Below are 24721 nucleotides of genomic sequence, written 5' to 3' on the forward strand. Positions count from 1 at the left end.
GGGCCGGGTAAGGCGACGCCGCCGCCCGGCATTTTTTATCAGGACTGAACTATGACTCAAATCGACCGCCTGCTCGGCATCATGAAACGCCTGCGCGACCCGGAAAACGGCTGCCCGTGGGACAAAGAGCAGACTTTCGCGACCATCGCGCCTTATACCCTCGAAGAGACCTATGAGGTACTGGACGCCATTTCACGTGAGGATTTCGATGACCTGCGCGGTGAACTCGGCGATCTGCTGTTCCAGGTGGTGTTCTACGCCCAGATGGCGCAGGAGGAAGGGCGCTTTAACTTTGACGATATCTGCGCCGCTATCAGCGACAAGCTGGAGCGCCGCCATCCGCATATCTTTGGCGATGCCACCGCAGGAAACAGCGCAGAGGTACTGGCCCGCTGGGAGCAGATTAAAAGCGCCGAGCGCGCTGAAAAGTCCCAGCACTCTGCGCTGGACGATATCCCGCTGAGCCTGCCCGCGCTGATGCGTGCCCATAAAATTCAGAAACGCTGCTCGGCCGTGGGTTTTGACTGGGACTCCCTGGGACCCGTGCTGGATAAAGTGCATGAAGAGATCGACGAAGTGATGCACGAAGCGCAGCAGGCGGTGGTCGATGAAGCAAAGCTGGAGGAAGAAATGGGCGACCTGCTGTTCGCCACCGTCAACCTTTCTCGCCATTTAGGGGTAAAAGCGGAAACCGCCCTGCAAAAAGCCAACCTTAAATTCGAACGCCGCTTTCGTGAAGTCGAGCGGATTGTGGCCTCGCGCGGCCTGGAAATGACCGGAATTGACCTCGACGCTATGGAAGAAGTCTGGCAGGAAGTAAAACGCCAGGAATCTGATCTCTAACGGAATTTTGCGATCAAGCGCAATTTGTGTGATTTTTTAAATGACAAGCGCTTGATTTGCGTCAAAAACATTTACCCAAAAGGGGCTATTTTCTCACTCCTTATGTTTGTCATGGCCTGGAATGGAGACGGAGAATGAAAGTTTGTGGCGCTCGCCGTGTTCGGGTATACTACTTTCCCGTCCTGGTTATTCCATCGTTTCACCCTAACTTCTCAGGTTCAGCATGACAACGAACTATATTTTTGTGACCGGCGGGGTCGTATCCTCTCTGGGTAAAGGCATTGCCGCAGCCTCCCTCGCAGCCATTCTTGAAGCCCGTGGCCTCAATGTGACCATGATGAAACTGGATCCGTACATCAACGTCGATCCTGGCACCATGAGCCCAACCCAACACGGGGAAGTGTTCGTTACTGAAGACGGCGCTGAAACCGATCTGGATCTTGGCCACTACGAGCGTTTCATTCGCACCAAAATGACCCGTCGTAACAACTTTACGACTGGCCGCATCTACTCTGACGTTCTGCGTAAAGAGCGCCGCGGTGACTACCTGGGCGCGACCGTGCAGGTTATCCCACACATCACTAACGCCATCAAAGAGCGCGTCCTTGCCGGTGGCGAAGGGCATGACGTTGTGCTGGTTGAAATCGGCGGTACCGTGGGTGATATCGAATCCCTGCCGTTCCTCGAAGCGATTCGTCAGCTGGCGGTAGACATTGGTCGTGAACACGCGCTGTTCATGCACCTGACGCTGGTGCCTTACATGGCAGCAGCAGGTGAAGTGAAAACCAAACCGACTCAGCACTCCGTTAAAGAGCTGCTCTCCATTGGTATTCAGCCTGACATCCTGGTTTGCCGTTCCGATCGCGCCATTCCGGCGAACGAACGTGCGAAAATTGCATTGTTCTGTAACGTGCCTGAAAAAGCCGTTATTTCAATGAAAGATGTCGATTCCATTTATAAAATCCCGGGCCTGTTGAAATCACAGGGTCTGGACGATTATATTTGTAAACGATTCAGCTTGAACTGTCCGGAAGCTAACCTGTCTGAATGGGAACAGGTTATTTACGAAGAAGCGAACCCGGCAGGCGAAGTGACTATCGGTATGGTCGGCAAGTACATCGAACTGCCGGACGCCTATAAGTCCGTTATCGAAGCGCTGAAGCACGGTGGTCTGAAGAACCGCGTCTCCGTGAACATCAAGCTGATTGATTCGCAGGATGTTGAAACACGTGGCGTTGAAATTCTGAAAGATCTGGATGCTATCCTCATCCCTGGCGGCTTCGGCTACCGTGGTGTTGAAGGCAAGATCGCCACTGCACGCTATGCGCGTGAAAACAATATTCCATACCTCGGCATCTGCCTGGGTATGCAGGTTGCGCTGATCGAATTTGCGCGCAACGTAGCGGGAATGGAAAACGCGAACTCTACGGAATTTGTGCCAGACTGTAAGTACCCTGTAGTGGCGCTGATTACGGAATGGCGTGACGAAGACGGTAACGTCGAAGTCCGTACCGAGAAGAGCGATCTGGGTGGCACTATGCGTCTTGGCGCACAGGCCTGCCAGCTGTCCGACGATAGCGTGGTTCGCAAGCTGTACGGCGAGCCGGTCATCACCGAGCGCCATCGTCACCGCTATGAAGTCAACAACATGTTGTTGAAACAAATTGAAGCCGCGGGCCTGCGTGTTGCGGGTCGCTCCGGGGATGATCAGTTAGTCGAGATTATCGAGGTGCCAAACCATCCGTGGTTTGTTGCCTGCCAGTTCCACCCGGAATTTACTTCAACGCCGCGTGATGGACATCCGCTGTTTGCAGGCTTCGTGAAAGCCGCCAGCGAGTACCAGAAGCGTCAGGCGAAGTAAAAAAAGTTAGAACGGCAACGCGTACCAACGGTACGCGTTGTTTGTCTGGAGTTTTAGTTTAACTTGTACTGAGGAAAATCTAATGTCCAAAATCGTTAAAGTCATCGGTCGTGAAATCATCGACTCCCGTGGTAACCCGACCGTTGAAGCCGAAGTTCATCTGGAAGGTGGTTTCGTCGGTATGGCAGCTGCTCCATCAGGTGCTTCTACGGGTTCCCGCGAAGCGCTGGAACTGCGTGATGGCGACAAATCCCGTTTCATGGGCAAAGGCGTACTGAAAGCGGTTGGCGCTGTTAACGGTCCTATTGCTCAGGCTATCGTTGGCAAAGATGCCAAAGATCAGGCTGGCATCGACAAGATCATGATCGATCTGGACGGTACTGAAAACAAATCTAACTTCGGTGCGAACGCAATCCTGGCCGTTTCCCTGGCGAACGCCAAAGCGGCAGCCGCTGCTAAAGGTATGCCACTGTTCGAGCACATCGCTGAACTGAACGGCACCCCAGGCAAATACTCTATGCCTGTACCAATGATGAACATCATCAACGGTGGTGAGCACGCAGATAACAACGTTGATATTCAGGAATTCATGATTCAGCCAGTTGGCGCGAAAACCCTGAAAGAAGCGGTTCGTATGGGTTCTGAAGTGTTCCACAACCTGGCTAAAGTACTGAAAGCTAAAGGTATGAACACTGCTGTTGGTGACGAAGGTGGCTACGCGCCAAACCTGGGTTCTAACGCAGAAGCACTGGCTGTTATCGCTGAAGCGGTTAAAGCAGCAGGCTACGAGCTGGGCAAAGACATCACCCTGGCGATGGACTGTGCAGCATCTGAATTCTACAAAGACGGTAAATACGTTCTGGCTGGCGAAGGCAACAAAGCGTTCACCTCCGAAGAGTTCACTCACTTCCTGGAAGACCTGACCAAACAGTACCCAATCGTTTCTATCGAAGACGGTCTGGACGAGTCTGACTGGGATGGTTTCGCATACCAGACCAAAGTACTGGGCGACAAAATCCAGCTGGTTGGTGACGATCTGTTCGTAACCAACACCAAGATCCTGAAAGAAGGCATCGAGAAAGGCATCGTTAACTCCATCCTGATCAAATTCAACCAGATCGGTTCTCTGACCGAAACGCTGGCTGCGATCAAAATGGCGAAAGACGCTGGCTACACCGCTGTTATCTCTCACCGTTCTGGTGAAACTGAAGACGCGACCATTGCCGACCTGGCTGTTGGTACCGCTGCTGGCCAGATCAAAACCGGTTCTATGAGCCGTTCTGACCGTGTTGCTAAATACAACCAGCTGATTCGTATCGAAGAAGCGCTGGGCGAAAAAGCGCCTTACAACGGTCGTAAAGAGATCAAAGGCCAGGCATAATTGCTTAAGCCTTAACATGAAAATGCCAGTCGAATGACTGGCATTTTTTTTGGCTATTTAAAATCGACCGCCATCTGCTCGGGAATGGTCAGTCCCCGGGTGGTTTGCACGCAGCGGGCGATATAATCCGTAAAACGAGGTGGCTTCGGCATACCCATGCTGATCAGCTTATCGTTGCTGAAGCGCACGTTCAGCGTGGCAAAGGCACCGTATAAGCGCATCGCTCTCAGCATCAGACGTTCGTTGCATGGGCCAAAAATGGTTTTCAGTTCACGGCGCATTTTGACCAGCGTTTCGTAGCTGACCTGCGCGTACTTATCGCCAACGGGCGCTTTCTCCAGCGCCTGCGCCATCGCCCGATCGATATCCGCAAAGCGAACGCTGTTCTCTTCCCCGGCAGAAATGTGTACCACTTCCCCCGGGCGCGCGTTGCTGCTCAGCAGCATTAACATCGCTTCGGCGCAATAATCCACCGGGACAACGTCGATCCGGTCTTCCATCGAGCACATAAACTTCTGCAGCATCAGGCCCATGCTAAAGACCCAGAAGATGCTGCTCGACGGCGTGCAGCCGTGACGGGTATGGCCGACGACGATCGACGGACGGGCGATGAGCAGCGGCAGGTTAGGGCACTCCTGGCGCATCAGCTGTTCGATAGTTGACTTCGAATACGTATATTCCACCAGGTGCTCAGCGTTTTCTCTGAATTCCGCACTTTCGGCGACCAGCGAATCCTGCTCAGGCGTGCATGACATTGCGGTGCCTACGTGCAGAAAACGCTGCAGCCCTGCGACCTGCGCCATGCGGCGCGCCAGCGCTAGCGTACCTTCTACGTTTACCTTCCAGATCAGCGGGTTATTGCCAAATGACGCAACTGCCGCGCAGTTAACGACATGCGTAACCTGGTCCAGACGGGGATCGTCCAGAAAGGCCTCCGGCTGGCTGAGGTCGCCGATGAGGATATTCTCCACGCTCAGGGAGGCCAGTTTCTCCTCAGAAACGTTGAACTTACGCATGTTCTCCTGCACGCGCGCCAGTCCGCTTTGCGGATCGCCGGCGCGGGCAAGTAAAAGGAGTTTTACGGATTGATCGCTGGTCAGGATTTTTTCAAGTACTGCACCGCCCAGAAACCCGGTCACGCCTGTAATTAATAACATCTTCATTATTACCGTCTCATTATGATTGATGAGGCGGATTGTAGGCGCGCAAAAGTAAACGGCATTTAAATAATAAATCGCCGGGACAGACAGCGTCTTAAGCTTATTTTAAGGAAAGGAAATCAGGTGAAAATATTGGACATTGCAGAAGGTGGAAAAATTCAATTTATTAATATTTTTATTTCAATATTATGATTTTTATGTGTTTTTATCTTTGGTTGCAGCGCGGAAAACATAATTCAAAATGTAATAAATAAAATACTTTGTTACACCAAACGTGTACCAAATAAATGAATTGAGCCTTGTTTAAGTAAAATTGAGAAAAATAATGCGCAGGCTATTTTATTTAGCCTGCGAATGGTTTTCAGAGCAGAAGAGGAAGCGTGGCGCTGGCCGTTTGCTGGCTGACGTCAGCGTAATGACCATCCAGCGCAATCATGGATGTCGTCAGTAATTCGACCAGCAGCATCACCCCAACTTTAGCATTGAGCGCGCCCGCGCTAAGAGGGCCTTCTGGCTTGGCGGCCACCAGCAGCATATCGCTAAGAGAGGCGAGGGGGCTGCGTGGGGTATTGCTGAGCGCCAGAACCTTCACCCCGCGCTTGCGGGCAAGTTTTACCACGTGAAGTAAATCTCGCGTTGAACCGGAGCTGGAGATCGCCACCACCAGCGTCTCTGCCGAAAGCGTGGTCGCATTCATGGCCGCGCGGTGCATATCGCTAAACAGCTGTGCGGATTTACCCAGCCTTAATAGCTTGTAGTGCAGATACTCCCCGAGGATCGCGCTGGCTGCGACGCCATAAATCTGCACGGACTGCGCCTGGTGCAGCGCCAGTGCGGCTTTTTCAAGCAGCGCGCGGTCGAGAAGTCTCGCGGTATCCTGCAGAGCCTGCACCGACTCATCCACCACGCTGTCAATCTCATCCCCCGCCTGACGCGCGGGCTGGCCCTGCTGAATATCCAGCGCCAGCGCCATTTTGAATTCGTTATACCCCTTGCAGCCCAGCGTCCGGCAAAGACGCGTCACGCTGGCCTCGCTGGTGTGGCTCTCGCGCGCCAGCTCGGTGATGGTCAGGTAGAGCACCCGGGCAGGATCGCTGAGGACAAACTCGCCGAGTTTTTGCTGCGTTGGGCTGTACCCGGAAGCCTCCTGGCGGAGCTTCAGCAGCAGGTTTTCATGGTCCGACATGCCACGTCCTTAATGTGTTTCACTGCGACTAGTGTGGCGGAAAGCGGGGGAAAGATGCCAGTCATTTTAAAAAAGTATGATCGGCCTCCTGGTTTGTGATGATAATTTTCACTATTAAATGTTTATGTGGTAAAAATTTTCATCTTTTAACGGGGGGACGAAAAAATGATGCAAATGTTCAGCGGCGCTTCGTCGGGTGGATGGTTTGAAAAAGCGCAGCGCTTTGGCAAATCCTTTATGTTGCCTATCGCCGTATTGCCCGCGGCGGGTCTGCTGCTCGGTATCGGCGGGGCGTTATCGAACCCCAATACGCTGGCGGCCTATCCGTTTTTAGATGTGAGCTGGCTTCAGGCCATTTTCACTATCATGAGCAGCGCCGGTTCAATTGTATTTGCGAACCTTTCTGTGCTGTTTGCCGTTGGGGTGGCCGTCGGGCTGGCAAAAAGCGATAAGGGCACGGCGGGGCTGGCTGCGCTACTCGCGTTTCTGGTGATGAATGCCACCATCAACGCGCTGCTGATCCTCACCGGCAAACTGGCGCAGGAAAACCCCGGAGCTATAGGGCAGGGCATGACGCTGGGGATTCAGACGCTGGAAACCGGGGTGTTTGGCGGCGTGGTGATTGGTCTCGTGACCTGCACGCTGCACCACCGTTTTAACAAGATTGCGCTTCCGCAGTTCCTGGGCTTTTTTGGCGGCTCGCGCTTTGTCCCCATTATCAGCTCGCTGGCGGCGATACTCGTTGGCGCGCTTATGACCGTGGTCTGGCCGCATTTTCAAAAGCTGATTTTTGGTCTGGGCGGGCTGGTGGATGCCACCGGTTATCTTGGCACCCTGCTGTACGGCTTTATTTTGCGCATGCTTGGCCCGTTCGGCCTGCACCACATCTTTTATCTTCCGTTCTGGACCACCGCGCTCGGCGGCAGCGAGATTGTAAACGGCCATTTGGTTGAGGGCACGCAGCGGATCTTCTTTGCTCAGCTCGCCGACCCGAACACGCAGCACTTCTATGAGGGTACGTCGCGCTTCATGTCCGGGCGCTTTATCACGATGATGTTTGGCCTGCTCGGCGCGTGCCTGGCGATGTACCACACGGCAAAACCGGAGAACAAAAAGCGCGTTGCCGGGCTGCTGCTCTCCGCGGCGTTAACCTCGTTCCTGACGGGAATTACCGAGCCCATTGAGTTCTCTTTCCTGTTTATTGCTCCGGTGCTCTACGTCATTCATGCGCTGTTTGACGGGCTGGCGTTTATGCTCGCGCACATGCTGCACATCACCATCGGGCAGACCTTCTCCGGCGGCTTTATCGACTTCGTGCTGTTCGGCATTTTGCAGGGGGAAGCCAAAACCAACTGGATGTTCGTTCCGCTGGTCGGCGTGCCGTGGTTCTTCCTCTACTACTTCACCTTCCGCTATCTGATTAACCGCTTTGATTTCGCCACGCCGGGCCGTGAAAAGGAGGCGATGGTTGATGACGTCAGCCTGCCGCAAAGCGAGCGCGCTGCGGCGGTGATCGCCGGGTTAGGCGGAAAAGAGAATCTGGAAGAGGTGGACTGCTGCGCCACGCGGCTTCGCGTGACGGTCAAAGACGGCGGCAAAGTGAATGACGCGGCGCTGAAAGCCACCGGCGCGCGCGGCGTTATTGTGCGCGGTAACGGTGTACAGGTCATTTATGGCCCGCACGTCACGATTATCAAAAACGAAGTGGAAGAGATTTTATCGTAATGAAAACTGTACTGGATAACCTAAAGGGAAAACTGGTCGTCTCCTGTCAGGCGCTGGAAAACGAACCGCTGCACAGCCCGTTTATCATGTCGCGAATGGCGCTGGCGGCGGCGCAGGGCGGAGCCGTCGCCATTCGCGCCAACAGCGTGGTGGATATCGAGGCCATTAAGCAGCAGGTATCCTTACCGGTTATCGGCATCATCAAACGGGACTATCCAGGGAGCGAGGTATTTATCACCGCCACGATGAAAGAGGTGGATGAGCTCATGGCCGTCTCGCCGGAAATCATTGCCCTTGATGCGACGGCGCGGAAACGTCCCGGTGGGGAATCCCTGGAAAAACTGGTCACGGCCATCCGCTCGCGTTACCCCTCGGTACTGCTGATGGCGGATATTTCCACCGTAGACGAAGCCGTGACGGCGCAGGCGCTCGGCTTTGACTGTGTCGGCACCACGCTTTACGGCTACACGGCGGAAACGGCGGGCCATTCGCTTCCGGAAAATGACTGTGCGTTTCTGAAAGCGGTGCTGGCGGCCGTGACGGTTCCCTTGGTTGCCGAAGGGAACGTGGATACGCCCGATCGCGCGGCCCGCTGTCTGGCGCTGGGCGCGCATACGGTCGTTGTCGGCGGGGCGATCACCCGTCCACAGCAAATTACCGCGCGCTTTATGGCGGCGATTAGCGCGCAAAGCACCGATGGAGCATGACCATCCGACGGGGATCTGCGATACTTATCGTTTATCCCCTTTACTGAGATGACTATGCAGTACCCGATTAACGAGATGTTCCAGACCCTGCAAGGCGAGGGTTACTTTACCGGCGTTCCCGCTATCTTTATCCGTTTACAGGGATGCCCGGTTGGCTGTGCCTGGTGTGATACCAAACATACGTGGGATAAGCTCGCAGATCGGGAAGTATCGCTGTTTAGCATTCTGGCGAAAACCAAAGAGAGCGATAAGTGGGGCGCGGGCAGCGCAGAAGACCTGCTGGCCATTATTGGTCGCCAGGGCTGGACGGCCCGCCACGTCGTCATCACCGGCGGTGAACCCTGCATTCACGATCTGACGCCGCTGACCGAGCTGCTCGAAAAGAACGGCTACAGCTGCCAGATTGAAACCAGCGGCACCCATGAAGTGCGCTGCTCGCACACCACCTGGGTGACGGTATCGCCAAAAGTGAATATGCGCGGCGGATACGACGTGCTGTCTCAGGCGCTGGAGCGCGCGGATGAAATTAAGCACCCGGTAGGGCGCGTGCGCGATATCGAAGCGCTGGACGAACTGCTGGCGACGCTGACGGATGAGAAGCAGCGGGTCATCGCCCTGCAGCCGATAAGTCAGAAAGAGGACGCGACGCGCCTGTGCATTGAAACCTGCATTGCGCGCAACTGGCGCCTGTCGATGCAGACGCACAAGTACCTGAATATTGCCTAAAAAAATGCCCGGTCTTGCCGGGCTATTTTTTACTCTCCGCGATACACGCAGCCTGCCGTGCAGGTCTCTTTGATCATCACCGCACTCAGCAGCGGTACCAGCGGCTTCATCTGATCCCAAATCCATTTTGCCAGCACTTCGCTGGTCGGGTTTTCCAGGCCCGGAATATCATTGAGATAGTAGTGATCCAGACGATCGTAGGTCGGCTTAAACGCGGCCTTCAGTTCGGCAAAGTCCATGATCCAACCGGTATGCGGATCAACTTCACCGGTGATCTCAAGACGCACCATGAACGAATGCCCGTGCAGGCGGCCGCATTTATGTCCTTCAGGAACATGCGGAAGGTGATGGGCGGCTTCGAAGGTGAAATCTTTAAACAGTGTGGTGGACATGATCGCTCTCAGTAATGCGGAAAAAACCGCCGCATAGTACCGGAAAGCACAATTTTTAGCATTAACTAAAACGGCTCTGAACGGTGAACGCCCGGTATTCAGGAGGGTTATTGCTTTTTATTCTTTTATTTCAAATGGTTATTTAATCGTTTTTATCGCTAACAACGATAACTAAAACAGGTTAGTCCATTTGGTTATTTATTATTTCCATCCCTTCTTTAATTGTTATTATCCACGCCGTTAACCTTATCTTCAGTTTGGATTTATTCGCTTAAAGTCCGCTTGGCTACTGGAACATAACGACGCATGACAACACAGGCCCCACCTTCAAATTTGCTTCCCCTGAACCCGGAGCAACTGGCGCGCCTTCAGGCTGCCACCTCTGATTTTTCTCCCACTCAGCTTGCCTGGGTCTCCGGTTATTTCTGGGGAATGCTCAACCAGCAGCCTGGCGCTGTGGCAGGCGCACCGGCAACGGCCGTGGAAATTCCTGCCATTACGCTGATCAGCGCGTCGCAGACGGGCAACGCCCGCCGCGTGGCCGAAGCGCTGCGTGATGACCTGCTGGCCGCCAAACTGAACGTGAACCTGGTCAACGCTGGGGATTATAAATTCAAGCAAATCGCGTCAGAAAAACTGCTGGTGGTGGTCGCCTCGACCCAGGGTGAAGGTGAACCTGCTGAAGAAGCGGTGGCGCTGCATAAGTTCCTGTTCTCGAAAAAAGCACCCAAGCTAAATGGCACTGCGTTTGCCGTATTTGGCCTGGGGGATACCTCCTATGAATTCTTCTGCCAGTCCGGTAAAGACTTCGACAGCAAGCTGGCGGAGCTTGGCGCTGAGCGCCTGCTGGACCGCGTAGACGCGGATGTGGAATACCAGACCGCCGCCGCCGAATGGCGCGCGCGCATCGTTGAGGTGTTGAAAGCCCGCGTCCCGAAAGAGACGCCGGCGCAGGCCGCGGTGACCGCTGCGGGCACCGTCAATGAGATCCACACCAGCCCTTACACCAAAGAGTCGCCGCTGACGGCGAGCCTGTCGGTGAACCAGAAAATTACGGGCCGCGACTCGGAAAAAGACGTGCGCCATATTGAAATCGATCTTGGCGACTCCGGCCTGCGCTATCAGCCTGGCGATGCGCTGGGCGTCTGGTATCAGAACGATCCGGCGCTGGTAAAAGAGCTTGTCGAGCTGCTGTGGCTGAAGGGTGATGAGCCTGTCACCGTTGACGGCAAAACCCAGCCGCTTTCGGAGGCGCTGCAGTGGCATTTCGAGCTGACGGTGAACACCCCGAATATCGTCGAAAATTATGCCACCTTAACGCGCAGCGAATCCCTGCTGCCGCTGGTGGGCGATAAGGCGAAGCTGCAGCATTACGCCGCGACGACGCCGATTGTCGATATGGTGCGTTTCTCTCCGGCACAGCTGGATGCCGACGCGCTGATCGGCCTGCTGCGTCCGCTGACCCCGCGCCTGTACTCCATCGCCTCTTCCCAGGCGGAAGTGGAAAGCGAGGTTCACGTTACCGTCGGCGTGGTGCGCTACGACGTTGAAGGCCGCGCCCGCGCGGGTGGGGCATCAAGCTTCCTGGCGGACCGCGTAGAAGAAGAGGGCGAAGTGCGCGTCTTTATCGAGCACAACGACAACTTCCGCCTGCCGGCGAACCCGGAAACCCCGGTGATCATGATTGGCCCGGGCACCGGCATCGCGCCGTTCCGCGCCTTTATGCAGCAGCGCGCGGCGGACGACGCGCCGGGTAAAAACTGGCTGTTCTTCGGCAACCCGCACTTTACCGAAGATTTCCTCTACCAGGTTGAGTGGCAGCGCTACGTCAAAGAGGGCGTGCTGACCCGCATCGATCTGGCCTGGTCCCGCGACCAGAAAGAAAAAGTATACGTACAAGACAAACTGCGCGAACAGGGCGCAGAGCTGTGGCGCTGGATCAATGACGGTGCCCACATTTATGTCTGCGGCGACGCCAATCGCATGGCGAAAGACGTTGAGCAGGCACTGCTGGAAGTGATTGCCGAGTTCGGCGGTATGGATGCCGAAACGGCGGATGAATTTTTAAGTGAGCTGCGCGTTGAGCGCCGTTATCAGCGAGATGTCTACTAATGAGCGAAAAACATCCAGGGCCACTGGTGGTCGAAGGTAAATTGACAGACGCCGAGCGCATGAAGCTGGAAAGCAACTATCTGCGCGGCACCATTGCTGAAGATCTGAATGACGGTCTCACCGGCGGCTTCAAAGGCGACAACTTCCTGCTGATCCGTTTCCACGGCATGTATCAGCAGGACGACCGCGATATCCGCGCCGAGCGCGCTGAACAGAAGCTGGAGCCGCGCCACGCCATGCTGCTGCGCTGCCGCCTGCCGGGCGGGGTGATCACCACCAAACAGTGGCAGGCCATCGACAAATTTGCGGGTGAAAACACCATTTATGGCAGCATCCGCCTCACTAACCGTCAGACCTTCCAGTTCCACGGGATCCTGAAGAAGAACGTGAAGCCGGTGCACCAGATGCTCCACTCCGTCGGGCTGGACGCGCTGGCGACCGCCAACGACATGAACCGTAACGTGCTCTGCACCTCGAACCCGTACGAGTCCGAGCTGCACGCCGAAGCGTATGAGTGGGCGAAGAAGATCTCTGAGCACCTGCTGCCGCGCACCCGCGCCTACGCGGAGATCTGGCTCGATCAGGAGAAAGTCGCTACCACCGACGAAGAACCGATCCTCGGTCAGACCTACCTGCCGCGTAAGTTCAAAACCACGGTGGTGATCCCGCCGCAGAACGACATCGATCTGCACGCCAACGACATGAACTTCGTGGCGATTGCCGAAAACGGCAAGCTGATTGGCTTTAACCTGCTGGTGGGCGGCGGCCTGTCTATTGAGCACGGTAACAAGAAAACCTACGCCCGCACCGCGAGCGAGTTCGGCTTCCTGCCGCTGGAGCACACGCTGGCCGTGGCGGAAGCGGTAGTGACCACCCAGCGCGACTGGGGCAACCGTACCGACCGTAAAAACGCGAAAACCAAGTACACCCTGGAGCGCGTGGGGGTAGAGACGTTCAAAGAGGAAGTGGAGCGTCGCGCGGGGATCAAGTTTGAGCCGATCCGCCCTTACGAATTCACCGGTCGCGGCGATCGCATTGGCTGGGTGAAAGGTATTGATAATAAATGGCACCTGACGCTGTTTATCGAAAACGGCCGTATTCTGGATTATCCGGGCCGTCCGCTGAAAACCGGTCTGCTGGAAATTGCGAAGATCCACAAAGGCGAGTTCCGCATTACCGCTAACCAGAACCTCATCATTGCCGGCGTGCCGGAGAGCCAGAAGGCGAAGATTGAGAAGCTGGCGCGCGATCACGGGTTAATGGATGCGGTTAAGCCGCAGCGTGAAAACTCGATGGCCTGCGTGTCGTTCCCGACCTGCCCGCTGGCGATGGCGGAAGCGGAACGTTTCCTGCCGTCATTCACCGACAAAGTGGAAGCGATTCTGGAAAAACATGGTATTCCGGACGAGCATATTGTTATGCGCGTCACCGGCTGCCCGAACGGCTGCGGTCGCGCGATGCTGGCCGAGCTGGGGCTGGTGGGGAAAGCGCCGGGTCGCTATAACCTGCACCTCGGCGGTAACCGTATCGGCACGCGCATTCCGCGCATGTTCCGCGAGAACATCACCGAGCCGGAAATTCTTGACTCTATCGACGAGCTTGTCGGGCGCTGGGCGAAAGAGCGCGAAGCGGGTGAAGGCTTCGGCGATTTTACGGTGCGTGCGGGCATCATTCGCCCGGTGCTCGATCCCGCAAGGGATTTCTGGGAGTAACCACGAGAGGTAATTATGTCCGTACTCGATCTAAACGCCCTTAATGACCTGCCAAAAGTCGAACGCATTCTTCAGCTGGCAGAAACTAACGCCCACCTTGAAAAGCTGGACGCCGAAGGTCGCGTGGCGTGGGCGCTGGAAAACCTGCCGGGAGATTATGTGCTGTCGTCGAGCTTTGGCATTCAGGCGGCGGTCAGCCTGCATCTGGTGAATCAGATCCGTCCGGACATTCCGGTGATCCTCACCGATACCGGCTACCTGTTCCCGGAAACCTACCAGTTTATCGATGAGCTGACGGACAAGCTCAGGCTTAACCTCAAAGTCTACCGCGCAACGGAAAGCGCGGCCTGGCAGGAGGCGCGCTACGGCAAGCTGTGGGAGCAGGGCGTGGAGGGTATTGAGAAATACAATGAGATCAACAAAGTCGAGCCGATGAACCGGGCGCTGAAAGAGCTGAACGCGCAGACGTGGTTTGCCGGCCTGCGCCGCGAGCAGTCCGGCAGCCGTGCAACCTTGCCGGTGCTGGCGGTCCAGCGCGGCGTGTTCAAAGTGCTGCCGATTATCGACTGGGATAACCGCACGGTGTATCAGTACCTGCAAAAACACGGGCTCAAGTACCATCCGCTGTGGGACCAGGGCTACCTGTCCGTGGGCGACACCCACACCACGCGCAAATGGGAACCGGGAATGGCGGAAGAAGAGACGCGATTCTTTGGGCTGAAGCGCGAGTGCGGGCTGCACGAAGGGTGATCCTTTATCCTCCCTCTCCCGGTGGGAGAGGGTTGGGGTGAGGGCATAAGGCCGCGCTATGCTTAACGCCTCAGGCTTTCCCCGCTTTCGCCAGCTCCTTCACCAGCGGCAGCATCACTTTCACCACGTCGCGGCTGCGGTGTTCAATCCGCTGCGGCAGGGCGCTGTCTATATGCTGCTGGTTATCCAGCCGCACATCATGCCAGCTGGTTCCGTCCGGGAACGCTTTCGATTTAGCGCGCTGCTGATAGCCATCCTTTTTGCCCAGCGCCCAGTTCGTCGCCTCGACGTACAGCACCGGAATGCCTGCCTTATCAAACACTTCCCCGTCGTTACAACAGCCAGTGCCTTTTGGATAATCCGGGTTACCGCCTGGGTTTGTCGCGGCATAGACGCCATGCGTACGGGCAAGCGCCAGCGCGCGGTCGCGGGTGAGCTTACGTACGCTGCTCGGCGTGCTTTGTCCGCTGTTAAAATAGAGCTTATCGCCCACGATCAGGTTATCGAGGTTAATCACCAGCAGCGTATTTTTCTTCTCCTCAGCGCTCATCCGTTTAAGGAGATTCTCAGCACCGAGTTTCCCTTCTTCTTCGCCGCTGGTCGCCACAAAGCGAATACCGTATTTCGTCGGGATATTCTTAAGGCGTTCAGCCAGTTCAAGCATCACGCCGAGACCCGCTGCATTATCGTCCATGCCCTGCAGCGTCAGTCCACCAAGGTTATTATCAATATCGGCGTCGCTCATTGGCGCGTAGGTATCCAGGTGCGCCATGATAATAATCTGCTCAGCCGCCTTTCCTTCATGCGCGGCAATCACCGTACTGCCGGTCACGTTATGCCAGTTCTGCGTTTTATTGCGTGAGGTATAGATGTAGCGGCTGTGAAACGAGCGTATATCACTCTGGTAGCCCATCTGTGCAAACTGCTGGCGAATATAGTCGGCGGAGAGCATCTCCGCGGGTGAACCGGTCATGCGGCCAGGGAAAACCGTTGCAATATGCCGCGCCTGCATAGTGGCGATTTCACCATAAGGTTGATTTTTTGCCTGAGCCGGAAGGATAAAGCAAACGCCGAGCGCCAGGGCAGCAATACGGTGGCGCGTTGCGGAAAACATAGTGAGTCCTTAAAAACAGAGCAAAATAATAACGTGCATAGTATGAAACTGTGATCGTCCATACACAATTTGAATTGCTCTTAAATGCCCGAAATTTCGCGTGTTAAGCATTTTTTGGTATTTGCTTTTTCACGGCGTTATTCCATTGAGTAACTACTCATTCCAATTCGTAATTTCATTCGATCTAAGCCGCCCCCTATAGTCCCTCTATTCCTCGTTGTTAGTGAGTTGTTGCCTGTGGACTATCTGCCCCTTTTTGCCGCCTTAAAAGACCGACCGGTACTGGTTGTCGGCACGGGTGAAATTGCCGATCGCAAAATCGCGTTTCTGCAGCGCGCAGGGGCACAGGTGCGGGTTGTTGAAGAGGCGGATTTCGACGAGTCACAAATCGACAGCGTGGTGCTGGTGATTGCGGCGACTGAAAATCGCGAACTGAACCGGCGTGTCTCCGAAGCCGCCCAGGCCCGTTACCGTCTGGTGAACGTGGTGGACGACCAGCCTTTATGCTCGTTTATCTTCCCGTCGATCGTTGACCGCTCGCCGCTGCTGGTGGCGATCTCCTCCGGCGGCACCGCGCCGGTGCTGGCGCGCGTGCTGCGGGAAAAGATCGAAGCGCTGCTGCCAACCAGCCTCGGGCGCATGGCGGAGAAAGCCAGCTTCTGGCGCAACCATTTAAAAAACCGCCTGACCAGCGTGACGGAACGCCGTCGCTTCTGGGAGCGCGTATTTCGCGGCCGCTTTGCCAGCCTGATGCAGGCGGGCAATGAGACGGCGGCGCAGAAAATTCTCGAAGACGAACTGGATAACCCCGGCAGTACGGGCGGGGAGATCGTTCTGGTGGGGGCCGGGCCGGGCGATGCCGGGCTTCTGACCCTGCGCGGCCTGCAGATTCTGCAGGATGCCGACGTGGTGTTCTACGACCACCTGGTCACCGACGGCGTGCGCGAGCTGATCCGTCGCGATGCGGAGCAAATCTGCGTCGGCAAGCGGGCGGGGGAGCACTCCGTGCCGCAGCACGAGACCAACCAGATGCTGATTGCCGCCGCGAAAGCGGGCAAAACCGTGGTGCGCCTGAAAGGGGGCGACCCGTTCATTTTCGGTCGCGGCGGTGAAGAACTGCAGGCGGCAGCCGAGGCGGGCGTGCCGTTCCAGGTGGTGCCCGGCATCACGGCGGCATCGGCCGTAACGGCCTACGCCGGAATTCCGCTGACCCATCGCGATTACGCCCAGAGCGTCACCTTTGTGACCGGCCACTACAAGGCCGACAGCACGCCGTTCGACTGGTCGCACCTTGCCCAGAGCCGACAAACGCTGGCGATCTACATGGGCACGATGAAGGCCGCAGACATCAGCGAACAGCTTATTCAGCACGGTCGCGAGGCGGCGACGCCGGTAGCCGTGATCTCTCGCGGTACGCGCGTCGATCAGCATGTCGCTATCGGCACATTACAAGACCTTGCAACCCTGGCGAAAGACGCCCCGATGCCCGCCCTGATCGTGGTGGGAGAGGTGGTGCAGCTGCACAGCACCCTCGCCTGGTTCCAACACACAACCGATACAGAAGGCTTCGGTTCTTCTGTTGTAAATTTGGCTTAAGGAACGGTTATGGACCAAAAACGACTTACTCACCTGCGGCAGCTCGAAGCGGAAAGTATCCATATTATCCGCGAAGTGGCCGCCGAGTTCTCTAACCCGGTGATGATGTACTCCATCGGTAAAGATTCCAGCGTCATGCTGCACCTGGCGCGTAAAGCGTTTTATCCGGGCACGCTGCCGTTCCCGCTCCTGCACGTGGATACCGGCTGGAAATTCCGCGAAATGTACGAGTTTCGCGACCGTACCGCGAAAGCCTACGGCTGCGAGCTGCTGGTGCACAAAAACCCTGAAGGGGTGGCGATGGGCATTAACCCGTTCGTCCACGGCAGCGCCAAGCATACCGACATCATGAAAACCGAAGGGCTGAAGCAGGCGCTGAACAAATACGGTTTTGACGCGGCCTTCGGCGGCGCGCGCCGCGACGAGGAAAAATCCCGCGCCAAAGAGCGTATCTACTCTTTCCGTGACCGCTTCCACCGCTGGGATCCGAAAAACCAGCGCCCGGAGCTGTGGCACAACTACAACGGCCAGATCAACAAGGGCGAAAGCATTCGCGTCTTCCCGCTCTCTAACTGGACCGAGCTGGATATCTGGCAGTACATCTATCTGGAAAATATTGAGATTGTGCCGCTGTACCTGGCCGCCGAGCGCCCGGTGCTGGAGCGCGACGGCATGCTGATGATGATCGACGACGATCGTATTGATTTACAGCCGGGTGAAGTGATCAAAAAACAGATGGTGCGTTTCCGCACCCTCGGCTGCTGGCCTCTGACCGGCGCGGTGGAATCGAACGCGCAGACGCTGCCGGAGATCATCGAAGAGATGCTGGTGTCCACCACCAGCGAGCGACAGGGGCGCGTGATTGACCGCGACCAGGCAGGCTCCATGGAGCTGAAGAAACGTCAGGGTTATTTCTAAGGAGCCGCCATGAACACCACTATTGCTCAACAAATTGCCAACGAAGGCGGCGTAGAAGCGTATCTGCACGCCCAGCAGCACAAAAGCCTGCTGCGCTTTCTCACCTGCGGCAGCGTGGATGACGGGAAAAGTACCCTGATTGGCCGCCTGCTGCACGACACGCGCCAGATTTATGAAGATCAGCTCTCTTCCCTGCATAACGACAGCAAGCGTCACGGCACCCAGGGCGAAAAACTCGACCTGGCGCTGCTGGTGGACGGCCTGCAGGCGGAGCGCGAGCAGGGGATCACCATCGACGTGGCCTATCGCTATTTCTCTACCGAAAAGCGCAAATTTATTATCGCCGATACCCCGGGGCACGAGCAGTACACCCGCAATATGGCGACCGGCGCATCCACCTGCGATCTGGCGATCCTGCTGATGGACGCGCGTAAAGGCGTGCTGGACCAAACCCGTCGCCACAGCTTTATCTCCACGCTGCTTGGGATCAAACACCTGGTGGTGGCGGTCAACAAGATGGATCTGGTCAACTTCAGCGAAGAGAAATTCGAGGAGATCCGCCAGAGCTACCTGACCTTTGCCGAACAGCTGCCGGGCAACCTGGATATTCGCTTTGTGCCGCTCTCCGCGCTGGAAGGGGATAACGTCGCCTCCCAGAGCGCGAACATGCCGTGGTACAGCGGCCCGACGCTGCTGGAAGTGCTGGAGACCGTTGAGATCCAGCGCGTGGTTGATACCCAGCCAATGCGCTTCCCGGTGCAGTACGTTAACCGTCCTAACCTTGATTTCCGCGGCTTCTCCGGCACGATCGCCTCCGGTTCCGTGAAGGTGGGGCAGCGCGTTAAGGTGCTACCATCCGGCGTGGAGTCGGCAATCGCTCGCATCGTGACGTTCGACGGCGACCTTCAGGAAGCCGGGGCAGGGGAAGCGGTCACGCTGGTGCTGAAGGACGAAATTGATATCAGCCGCGGTGACCTGCTGGTCGACGCGCAGGAGACGCTGGCGGCGGTGCAGGGCGCGTCCGTGGACGTGGTGTGGATGGCCGAACAGCCGCTGACCGCCGGACAGAGCTACGACATCAAAATTGCTGGCAAGAAAACCCGCGCCCGCGTGGACGGCATTCAGTTCCAGGTGGACATCAACAACCTGACCCACCGAGACGTGAGCGAGCTGCCGCTGAACGGTATTGGCCTGGTGGATCTGACCTTCGACGAGCCGCTGGTGCTGGATCCGTATCAGCAGAACCCGGTAACCGGGGGGCTGATCTTTATCGACCGTCTGACGAACGTTACCGTCGGCGCGGGGATGGTGCGTGAGCCAAACGAGCAGGCGACCGCGGCCTCTGAATTCAGCGCCTTCGAGCTGGAGCTTAACGCGCTGGTGCGTAAGCACTTCCCGCACTGGGGCGCCCGCGATCTGCTGGGAGGCAAGTAATGGCCGCCCATGATGAGAACGTCGTCTGGCATCCTCATCCGGTTACCGTCGCCCAGCGCGAACAGCTCCACGGGCACCGTGGAGTTGTGCTGTGGTTTACCGGGCTGTCTGGCTCCGGTAAATCCACGGTAGCGGGCGCGCTGGAAGAGGCGCTGCATCAGCAGGGAGTAAGTACCTACCTGCTGGATGGCGACAACGTGCGTCACGGCCTGTGCAGCGATTTGGGGTTCAGCGACGACGACCGCAAAGAGAACATTCGCCGGGTAGGTGAAGTTGCCAACCTGATGGCAGACGCCGGGCTGGTGGTGCTGACGGCGTTTATCTCGCCGCACCGCGCCGAGCGCCAGATGGTGCGCGAGCGCGTGGGCCAGGATCGCTTTATTGAAGTGTTTGTCGATACGCCGCTGGAGATCTGTGAAGCGCGCGACCCGAAAGGGCTGTACAAAAAAGCGCGTGCCGGCGAGCTGCGGAACTTCACCGGAATTGACTCGGTTTACGAAGCGCCTGAATCGCCTGAGATTCACCTGGAAGGTCAACAATTGGTAACAAATTTAGTCAGCCAATTATTAGACCTGCTCAGACGGGACGATATTATCAGATCCTGAGGCGGTATCGTTCGGGAGCTGTCTTCCCGCACGATGAGTCACGGTCACAGGATTAGCTATGCGCAACAGTGAAAACTACATTATCACCACCGGGTCGGAACCGTTAACCACCGACGATGAGACGACCTGGTCCTTCCCTGGGGCGATAGTCGGCTTTGCGTCGTGGTTACTGGCGCTGGGTATCCCGTTTTTGATCTACGGTGGTAACACCCTTTTCTTCTTTCTCTACACCTGGCCCTTCTTCCTGGCGCTAATGCCCGTTGCGGTCGTTGTAGGGGTTGCGCTGCACTCCCTTTTCAACGGCAGGCTCCTGTACAGTACGGTTATCACGATTGCCACCGTTGTCGCCATCTTTGGCCTGCTGTTTTTATGGCTGATGGGCTAACTTGCGACATAATTAAAACCCCGCAGTAGAGTCGAACGGAAAGTTATGGGATGATGATGCCGTTTTTTCAGGGGGCAGGATGGGTAAACTAACGCTGCTGTTGCTGGCTTTGCTGGTCTGGCTGCAATATTCGCTGTGGTTCGGTAAGAACGGACTGCACGACTACAGCCGGGTGAGCGATGACGTCGCGGCTCAGCAGGCAACTAATGCCAAACTTAAGGCGCGAAACGATCAACTCTTTGCTGAAATTGATGACCTCAATGGCGGCCAGGAGGCGATTGAGGAACGCGCGCGCAATGAACTCAGTATGACTAAGCCGGGCGAAACCTTTTATCGTCTGGTTCCGGATGCGTCTAAACGCAATCAGGGCTCAGCACAAAACAATCGATAATCAGGCCCAGGATTACGACATGGCAGCAACTTTTTCGGACGTATGTGCCGTGGTGCCGGCCGCAGGTTTTGGCCGGCGCATGCAGACAGAATGTCCCAAGCAGTACCTCTCAATTGGCGATAAAACGATCCTCGAGCACGCCGTGGCGGCGCTGCTGGCGCACCCGCGGGTGACGCACGTGGTCATCGCCATCAGTCCCGGCGATGCGCGTTTTGCGCAGCTGCCGCTGGCAAACCACCCACAAATTACCGTTGTCGATGGCGGCGCCGAGCGCGCCGATTCCGTGCTGGCGGGCATCCAGGCTGCCGGAAGCGCGCAGTGGGTGCTGGTCCATGACGCGGCGCGTCCGTGCCTGCATCAGGACGACCTGGCACGCCTGCTGGCGCTGAGCGAAACCAGTAAAGTGGGCGGCATTCTGGCCGCGCCGGTGCGCGACACCATGAAGCGTGCCGAGCCGGGCAAGCGTGCTATCGCCCACACCGTTGAGCGCGTCGACCTGTGGCACGCTCTGACGCCGCAATTTTTCCCCCGCGAACTGCTCCACGACTGCTTAACGCGCGCGCTTAACGAAGGCGCGACCATCACGGACGAAGCTTCCGCGCTGGAGTATTGCGGTTTTCACCCCACGCTTGTTGAAGGACGCGCTGATAATATAAAAGTGACGCGCCCGGAAGATTTACAGCTCGCGGAATTTTATCTTACCCGTTTGACCCATCAGGAGAAGGCATAATGCGAATTGGACACGGTTTTGATGTACACGCCTTTGGCGGAGAAGGCCCAATTATCATTGGCGGCGTACGTATTCCTTACGAAAAAGGGCTGCTGGCGCATTCTGATGGCGACGTGGCGCTGCATGCGCTGACCGACGCGCTGCTCGGCGCTGCCGCGCTGGGTGATATCGGCAAGCTGTTCCCGGACACCGATCCGGCCTTTAAAGGAGCGGACAGCCGCGAACTGCTGCGCGAAGCGTGGCGCCGCGTTCAGGCCAGGGGTTACACCCTCGGCAACGTCGACGTGACGATTATTGCCCAGGCGCCGAAAATGCTACCGCACATTCCGCAGATGCGCGTGTTTATCGCTGAAGATCTGGGCTGCCATATGGACGACGTCAACGTCAAAGCCACCACCACCGAGAAGCTGGGCTTTACCGGTCGTGGTGAAGGGATTGCCTGTGAAGCCGTGGCGCTGCTGGTAAAGGCGGCAAAATGACGGACTTCGATAACCTGACATACCTGCACGGCAAGCCGCAGGGGAACGGGGTGCTGAAAGCCAGCCCGGAAGATTTCCTCGTGGTTGAGGATCTGGGCTTTGAGCCCGATGGCGAAGGCGAACATATCCTGGTGCGTATTCTGAAAAACGGCTGCAACACCCGCTTTGTGGCCGACGCGCTGGCAAAATTCCTCAAAATTCACGCCCGGGAAGTGAGCTTTGCCGGGCAGAAAGATAAACACGCCGTCACCGAGCAGTGGCTCTGCGCGCGCGTGCCCGGCAATGCGATGCCTGATTTAAGCAAATTTGAGCTTGAAGGCTGTAAGGTGCTGGAGTACGCCCGTCACAAGCGCAAGCTGCGCCTCGGGGCCTTGAAAGGCAACGCGTTTACGCTGGTGCTGCGCGAAGTGACTGACCGTGAAGACGTTGAAAAACGCCTGAATGCCATCAATGAACGCGGCGTCCCGAACTACTTTGGCGCGCAGCGCTTTGGCATTGGCGGCAGCAACCTGCAGGGCGCGCTGCGCTGGGCGCAAAGCGATGCGCCGGTGCGCGACAGGAATAAACGCAGTTTTTGGTTGTCGGCGGCCCGCAGCGCGTTGTTTAATCAGATTGTGAGCGAAAGGCTGAAAAAACCGGACGCGAATCAAGTTGTTGTTGGCGATGCGCTACAATTAGCGGGACGCGGAAGCTGGTTTGTGGCAACGGCCGAAGAAATGGCCGATGTCCAGTCGCGCGTGGATGCCAAAGCGCTGATGATTACCGCAGCTTTGCCGGGCTCAGGCGACTGGGGCACCCAGGGCGACGCGCTGAGCGCTGAGCAGTCCGCCGTGGCGGATGCGCCGGAATTACAATCCTTGCTGGTGCGGGAAAAAGTCGAAGCAGCACGCCGCGCGATGCTGCTCTATCCGCAGCAGTTAAGCTGGAACTGGTGGGATGACGTGACCGTCGAGTTACGCTTCTGGCTGCCGGCAGGTAGCTTTGCCACCAGTGTTGTCAGGGAACTAATCAACACCTCGGGTGATTATGCGAATATTGCTGAGTAACGATGATGGGATCCACGCGCCGGGCATTCAGACCCTGGCGAAGCACCTCCGTGAATTTGCGGATGTGCAGGTTGTGGCTCCCGATCGTAACCGCAGTGGAGCGTCTAACTCACTGACGCTGGAGTCGTCGCTTCGCACCTTTACCTTTGAAAATGGCGATATTGCCGTGCAGATGGGCACGCCGACGGACTGCGTGTTTCTGGGCGTGAACGCGCTGATGCGTCCGCGTCCGGATATCGTTGTTTCCGGCATTAACGCCGGGCCGAACCTCGGCGATGACGTGATTTACTCCGGAACGGTAGCGGCGGCAATGGAGGGGCGCCATCTCGGGTTCCCGGCGCTGGCGGTCTCGTTAAACGGCCACACGCACTACGATACCGCCGCCGCGGTGACCTGTTCGATCCTTCGAGCGCTCGGCCGCGAGCCGCTGCGTACCGGGCGCATTCTTAACATCAACGTGCCGGATCTTCCTCTCAATGAGATTAAGGGCATTCGCGTTACGCGCTGCGGAAGCCGACACCCGGCCGATCAGGTGATCCCGCAGCAGGATCCTCGCGGCAACACCCTTTACTGGATCGGGCCTCCTGGCGATAAGTGCGATGCGGGTCCGGACACCGACTTTGCCGCCGTGGATGAAGGCTATGTCTCGGTGACTCCGCTGCACGTAGATTTAACCGCGTATAGCGCGCATGATGTGGTGTCGGGCTGGCTGGATCGCGCAGGAGTGAACGCGCAATGGTAAGCAAACGTGTACAAACTCTTCTGGAACAACTTCGCGCACAAGGGATCCGCGACGAGCACGTGCTTGAGGCGCTCGCTCAGGTCCCGCGTGAGAAATTTGTAGACGAGGCGTTTGAACATAAAGCGTGGGAAAACGTGGCGTTGCCGATCGGGCAAGGCCAGACGATTTCGCAGCCTTACATGGTGGCGCGGATGACGGAGCTGCTGGAGCTCACGCCCGACTCCCGCGTGCTGGAGATTGGCACCGGTTCGGGGTATCAGACCGCCATCCTGGCGCATCTGGTGCACCATGTCTGTTCCGTAGAGCGGATCAAAGGTTTGCAGTGGCAGGCGCGTCGTCGCCTGAAACAACTTGATTTACATAATGTTTCGACACGACACGGTGATGGATGGCAGGGTTGGCAGGCTCGCGCCCCGTTTGACGCTATCATCGTGACGGCGGCTCCGCCTGAAATTCCCGCTGCGCTCTTGTCGCAGCTGGATGAGGGGGGCATTCTTGTTCTGCCCGTTGGGGACGAGCAGCAGCTTTTAAAGCGCGTTCGTCGGCGCGGCGGCGAGTATATTATCGACACCGTGGAAGCCGTGCGCTTTGTGCCTCTGGTAAAGGGGGAGTTGGCCTGAGACTCGGATTTATCCAGGGTTATTAAGGCAAATTCAGCGTATGGTGTGGCGCGAAAGATTCGTGTCATCACGGTAAATTTTAAGTCACTGGTAGTTAACACATTCC

At 56.8% G+C, this 24721-nt stretch carries 24 protein-coding genes; 20 read left to right on the plus strand and 4 right to left on the minus strand.

Annotated features, from left to right (window positions below; translation table 11 throughout):
- Positions 1–51 precede the first annotated feature (51 nt).
- The 3 genes from mazG (at position 52) to eno (ending at position 4085) form a co-directional block, all read left to right on the plus strand.
- Entirely contained in the window at positions 52–843 is a 792-nt protein-coding gene (mazG, locus tag USG84_RS11555; RefSeq protein ID WP_045261274.1) for a nucleoside triphosphate pyrophosphohydrolase, read from the plus strand.
- 223 nt (positions 844–1066) lie between these two features.
- Positions 1067–2704 (plus strand): glutamine hydrolyzing CTP synthase, encoded by a 1638-nt coding sequence (gene pyrG / locus USG84_RS11560; RefSeq protein WP_028014254.1) that lies wholly within the window; start codon positions 1067–1069, stop codon positions 2702–2704.
- An 82-nt stretch (positions 2705–2786) separates the two neighbouring features.
- On the plus strand, positions 2787–4085 hold the full coding sequence (eno, locus tag USG84_RS11565) for a phosphopyruvate hydratase (protein ID WP_006811784.1): 1299 nt from the start codon (positions 2787–2789) through the stop codon (positions 4083–4085).
- A 53-nt stretch (positions 4086–4138) separates the two neighbouring features.
- On the opposite strand, the gene USG84_RS11570 is transcribed toward eno, so the two are convergent.
- The gene (locus USG84_RS11570; RefSeq protein WP_151412393.1) at positions 4139–5248 is read right to left on the minus strand and encodes an SDR family oxidoreductase; all 1110 of its coding nucleotides are present in this window, start codon (positions 5246–5248) and stop codon (positions 4139–4141) included.
- Positions 5249–5606: 358 nt separating this feature from the next.
- Positions 5607–6431, minus strand: coding sequence for a MurR/RpiR family transcriptional regulator (locus USG84_RS11575; protein ID WP_028014252.1), 825 nt, complete (start codon positions 6429–6431; stop codon positions 5607–5609).
- Between the two features lie 165 nt (positions 6432–6596).
- Here USG84_RS11575 and USG84_RS11580 point away from each other — a divergent pair, with 165 nt between their 5' ends.
- From USG84_RS11580 to queE, 3 genes are read left to right on the plus strand one after another with little or no spacing between them, the layout of a single operon-like run.
- Positions 6597–8156 carry a PTS transporter subunit EIIC gene (locus USG84_RS11580; RefSeq protein ID WP_320738273.1) on the plus strand — a complete coding sequence of 520 codons (1560 nt, stop codon included), beginning with the start codon at positions 6597–6599 and terminating at the stop codon, positions 8154–8156.
- A complete protein-coding gene (locus tag USG84_RS11585) occupies positions 8156–8863 on the plus strand; it encodes an N-acetylmannosamine-6-phosphate 2-epimerase (protein ID WP_151412394.1) in 708 nt (235 codons plus the stop codon). Before USG84_RS11580 ends, USG84_RS11585 begins: the two co-directional genes overlap by 1 nt.
- 54 nt (positions 8864–8917) lie before the next feature.
- Positions 8918–9589, plus strand: coding sequence for a 7-carboxy-7-deazaguanine synthase QueE (gene queE, locus USG84_RS11590; RefSeq protein WP_028014249.1), 672 nt, complete (start codon positions 8918–8920; stop codon positions 9587–9589).
- A 29-nt stretch (positions 9590–9618) separates the two neighbouring features.
- On the opposite strand, the gene queD is transcribed toward queE, so the two are convergent.
- Positions 9619–9981, minus strand: coding sequence for a 6-carboxytetrahydropterin synthase QueD (queD, locus tag USG84_RS11595; RefSeq protein WP_010434567.1), 363 nt, complete (start codon positions 9979–9981; stop codon positions 9619–9621).
- Between the two features lie 306 nt (positions 9982–10287).
- On the opposite strand from queD, the gene cysJ reads away from it, so the two are divergent.
- Genes cysJ through cysH form a run of 3 tightly spaced genes read left to right on the plus strand, consistent with a single transcriptional unit; the run spans position 10288 to position 14555 of the window.
- Positions 10288–12093, plus strand: a complete 1806-nt coding sequence (cysJ, locus tag USG84_RS11600) for an NADPH-dependent assimilatory sulfite reductase flavoprotein subunit (protein ID WP_320738274.1) — start codon at positions 10288–10290, stop codon at positions 12091–12093.
- Positions 12093–13805: an assimilatory sulfite reductase (NADPH) hemoprotein subunit gene (cysI, locus tag USG84_RS11605; protein WP_023309000.1), complete on the plus strand. Its 1713-nt coding sequence runs from the start codon at positions 12093–12095 to the stop codon at positions 13803–13805. The genes cysJ and cysI overlap by 1 nt, the downstream gene beginning before the upstream one ends.
- A gap of 15 nt (positions 13806–13820) precedes the next feature.
- Positions 13821–14555 (plus strand): phosphoadenosine phosphosulfate reductase, encoded by a 735-nt coding sequence (gene cysH / locus USG84_RS11610; RefSeq protein WP_061097238.1) that lies wholly within the window; start codon positions 13821–13823, stop codon positions 14553–14555.
- A 70-nt stretch (positions 14556–14625) separates the two neighbouring features.
- Here the strand turns inward: cysH and USG84_RS11615 are convergent, their stop codons facing one another.
- Positions 14626–15669 carry an aminopeptidase gene (locus USG84_RS11615; RefSeq protein ID WP_061097239.1) on the minus strand — a complete coding sequence of 348 codons (1044 nt, stop codon included), beginning with the start codon at positions 15667–15669 and terminating at the stop codon, positions 14626–14628.
- A 246-nt stretch (positions 15670–15915) separates the two neighbouring features.
- Here USG84_RS11615 and cysG point away from each other — a divergent pair, with 246 nt between their 5' ends.
- From cysG to USG84_RS11670, 11 genes are all read left to right on the plus strand, one after another.
- Entirely contained in the window at positions 15916–17265 is a 1350-nt protein-coding gene (gene cysG / locus USG84_RS11620; RefSeq protein WP_320738292.1) for a siroheme synthase CysG, read from the plus strand.
- 9 nt (positions 17266–17274) lie between these two features.
- On the plus strand, positions 17275–18183 hold the full coding sequence (gene cysD / locus USG84_RS11625; protein ID WP_008499613.1) for a sulfate adenylyltransferase subunit CysD: 909 nt from the start codon (positions 17275–17277) through the stop codon (positions 18181–18183).
- Positions 18184–18192: 9 nt separating this feature from the next.
- On the plus strand, positions 18193–19617 hold the full coding sequence (gene cysN, locus USG84_RS11630) for a sulfate adenylyltransferase subunit CysN (protein ID WP_061097241.1): 1425 nt from the start codon (positions 18193–18195) through the stop codon (positions 19615–19617).
- Entirely contained in the window at positions 19617–20222 is a 606-nt protein-coding gene (gene cysC / locus USG84_RS11635; protein ID WP_151412397.1) for an adenylyl-sulfate kinase, read from the plus strand. The genes cysN and cysC overlap by 1 nt, the downstream gene beginning before the upstream one ends.
- A 58-nt stretch (positions 20223–20280) precedes the next feature.
- On the plus strand, positions 20281–20607 hold the full coding sequence (locus USG84_RS11640; RefSeq protein WP_061097242.1) for a DUF3561 family protein: 327 nt from the start codon (positions 20281–20283) through the stop codon (positions 20605–20607).
- A gap of 79 nt (positions 20608–20686) precedes the next feature.
- Positions 20687–20998, plus strand: coding sequence for a cell division protein FtsB (ftsB, locus tag USG84_RS11645; protein ID WP_003862095.1), 312 nt, complete (start codon positions 20687–20689; stop codon positions 20996–20998).
- Positions 20999–21017: 19 nt separating this feature from the next.
- Positions 21018–21728, plus strand: coding sequence for a 2-C-methyl-D-erythritol 4-phosphate cytidylyltransferase (gene ispD / locus USG84_RS11650; RefSeq protein WP_253543194.1), 711 nt, complete (start codon positions 21018–21020; stop codon positions 21726–21728).
- Positions 21728–22207, plus strand: coding sequence for a 2-C-methyl-D-erythritol 2,4-cyclodiphosphate synthase (ispF, locus tag USG84_RS11655; protein WP_151412398.1), 480 nt, complete (start codon positions 21728–21730; stop codon positions 22205–22207). The genes ispD and ispF overlap by 1 nt, the downstream gene beginning before the upstream one ends.
- Positions 22204–23253 (plus strand): tRNA pseudouridine(13) synthase TruD, encoded by a 1050-nt coding sequence (truD, locus tag USG84_RS11660; RefSeq protein WP_048956588.1) that lies wholly within the window; start codon positions 22204–22206, stop codon positions 23251–23253. Before ispF ends, truD begins: the two co-directional genes overlap by 4 nt.
- Positions 23234–23995, plus strand: a complete 762-nt coding sequence (gene surE / locus USG84_RS11665; RefSeq protein WP_028014238.1) for a 5'/3'-nucleotidase SurE — start codon at positions 23234–23236, stop codon at positions 23993–23995. The genes truD and surE overlap by 20 nt, the downstream gene beginning before the upstream one ends.
- Positions 23989–24615: a protein-L-isoaspartate(D-aspartate) O-methyltransferase gene (locus USG84_RS11670; protein WP_028014237.1), complete on the plus strand. Its 627-nt coding sequence runs from the start codon at positions 23989–23991 to the stop codon at positions 24613–24615. The genes surE and USG84_RS11670 overlap by 7 nt, the downstream gene beginning before the upstream one ends.
- Positions 24616–24721: the final 106 nt, after the last annotated feature.

Source organism: Enterobacter sp. 168J2 (assembly GCF_034107265.1).
Classification (GTDB): domain Bacteria; phylum Pseudomonadota; class Gammaproteobacteria; order Enterobacterales; family Enterobacteriaceae; genus Enterobacter; species Enterobacter nematophilus.

Coding starts and splice junctions, on each gene's coding strand:
- mazG (WP_045261274.1), top strand. CDS start 52: ATGACTCAAATCGACCGCCTGCTCGGCATCATGAAACGCCTGCGCGAC.
- pyrG (WP_028014254.1), top strand. CDS start 1,067: ATGACAACGAACTATATTTTTGTGACCGGCGGGGTCGTATCCTCTCTG.
- eno (WP_006811784.1), top strand. CDS start 2,787: ATGTCCAAAATCGTTAAAGTCATCGGTCGTGAAATCATCGACTCCCGT.
- USG84_RS11570 (WP_151412393.1), bottom strand. CDS start 5,248: ATGAAGATGTTATTAATTACAGGCGTGACCGGGTTTCTGGGCGGTGCA.
- USG84_RS11575 (WP_028014252.1), bottom strand. CDS start 6,431: ATGTCGGACCATGAAAACCTGCTGCTGAAGCTCCGCCAGGAGGCTTCC.
- USG84_RS11580 (WP_320738273.1), top strand. CDS start 6,597: ATGATGCAAATGTTCAGCGGCGCTTCGTCGGGTGGATGGTTTGAAAAA.
- USG84_RS11585 (WP_151412394.1), top strand. CDS start 8,156: ATGAAAACTGTACTGGATAACCTAAAGGGAAAACTGGTCGTCTCCTGT.
- queE (WP_028014249.1), top strand. CDS start 8,918: ATGCAGTACCCGATTAACGAGATGTTCCAGACCCTGCAAGGCGAGGGT.
- queD (WP_010434567.1), bottom strand. CDS start 9,981: ATGTCCACCACACTGTTTAAAGATTTCACCTTCGAAGCCGCCCATCAC.
- cysJ (WP_320738274.1), top strand. CDS start 10,288: ATGACAACACAGGCCCCACCTTCAAATTTGCTTCCCCTGAACCCGGAG.
- cysI (WP_023309000.1), top strand. CDS start 12,093: ATGAGCGAAAAACATCCAGGGCCACTGGTGGTCGAAGGTAAATTGACA.
- cysH (WP_061097238.1), top strand. CDS start 13,821: ATGTCCGTACTCGATCTAAACGCCCTTAATGACCTGCCAAAAGTCGAA.
- USG84_RS11615 (WP_061097239.1), bottom strand. CDS start 15,669: ATGTTTTCCGCAACGCGCCACCGTATTGCTGCCCTGGCGCTCGGCGTT.
- cysD (WP_008499613.1), top strand. CDS start 17,275: ATGGACCAAAAACGACTTACTCACCTGCGGCAGCTCGAAGCGGAAAGT.
- cysN (WP_061097241.1), top strand. CDS start 18,193: ATGAACACCACTATTGCTCAACAAATTGCCAACGAAGGCGGCGTAGAA.
- cysC (WP_151412397.1), top strand. CDS start 19,617: ATGGCCGCCCATGATGAGAACGTCGTCTGGCATCCTCATCCGGTTACC.
- USG84_RS11640 (WP_061097242.1), top strand. CDS start 20,281: ATGCGCAACAGTGAAAACTACATTATCACCACCGGGTCGGAACCGTTA.
- ftsB (WP_003862095.1), top strand. CDS start 20,687: ATGGGTAAACTAACGCTGCTGTTGCTGGCTTTGCTGGTCTGGCTGCAA.
- ispD (WP_253543194.1), top strand. CDS start 21,018: ATGGCAGCAACTTTTTCGGACGTATGTGCCGTGGTGCCGGCCGCAGGT.
- ispF (WP_151412398.1), top strand. CDS start 21,728: ATGCGAATTGGACACGGTTTTGATGTACACGCCTTTGGCGGAGAAGGC.
- truD (WP_048956588.1), top strand. CDS start 22,204: ATGACGGACTTCGATAACCTGACATACCTGCACGGCAAGCCGCAGGGG.
- surE (WP_028014238.1), top strand. CDS start 23,234: ATGCGAATATTGCTGAGTAACGATGATGGGATCCACGCGCCGGGCATT.
- USG84_RS11670 (WP_028014237.1), top strand. CDS start 23,989: ATGGTAAGCAAACGTGTACAAACTCTTCTGGAACAACTTCGCGCACAA.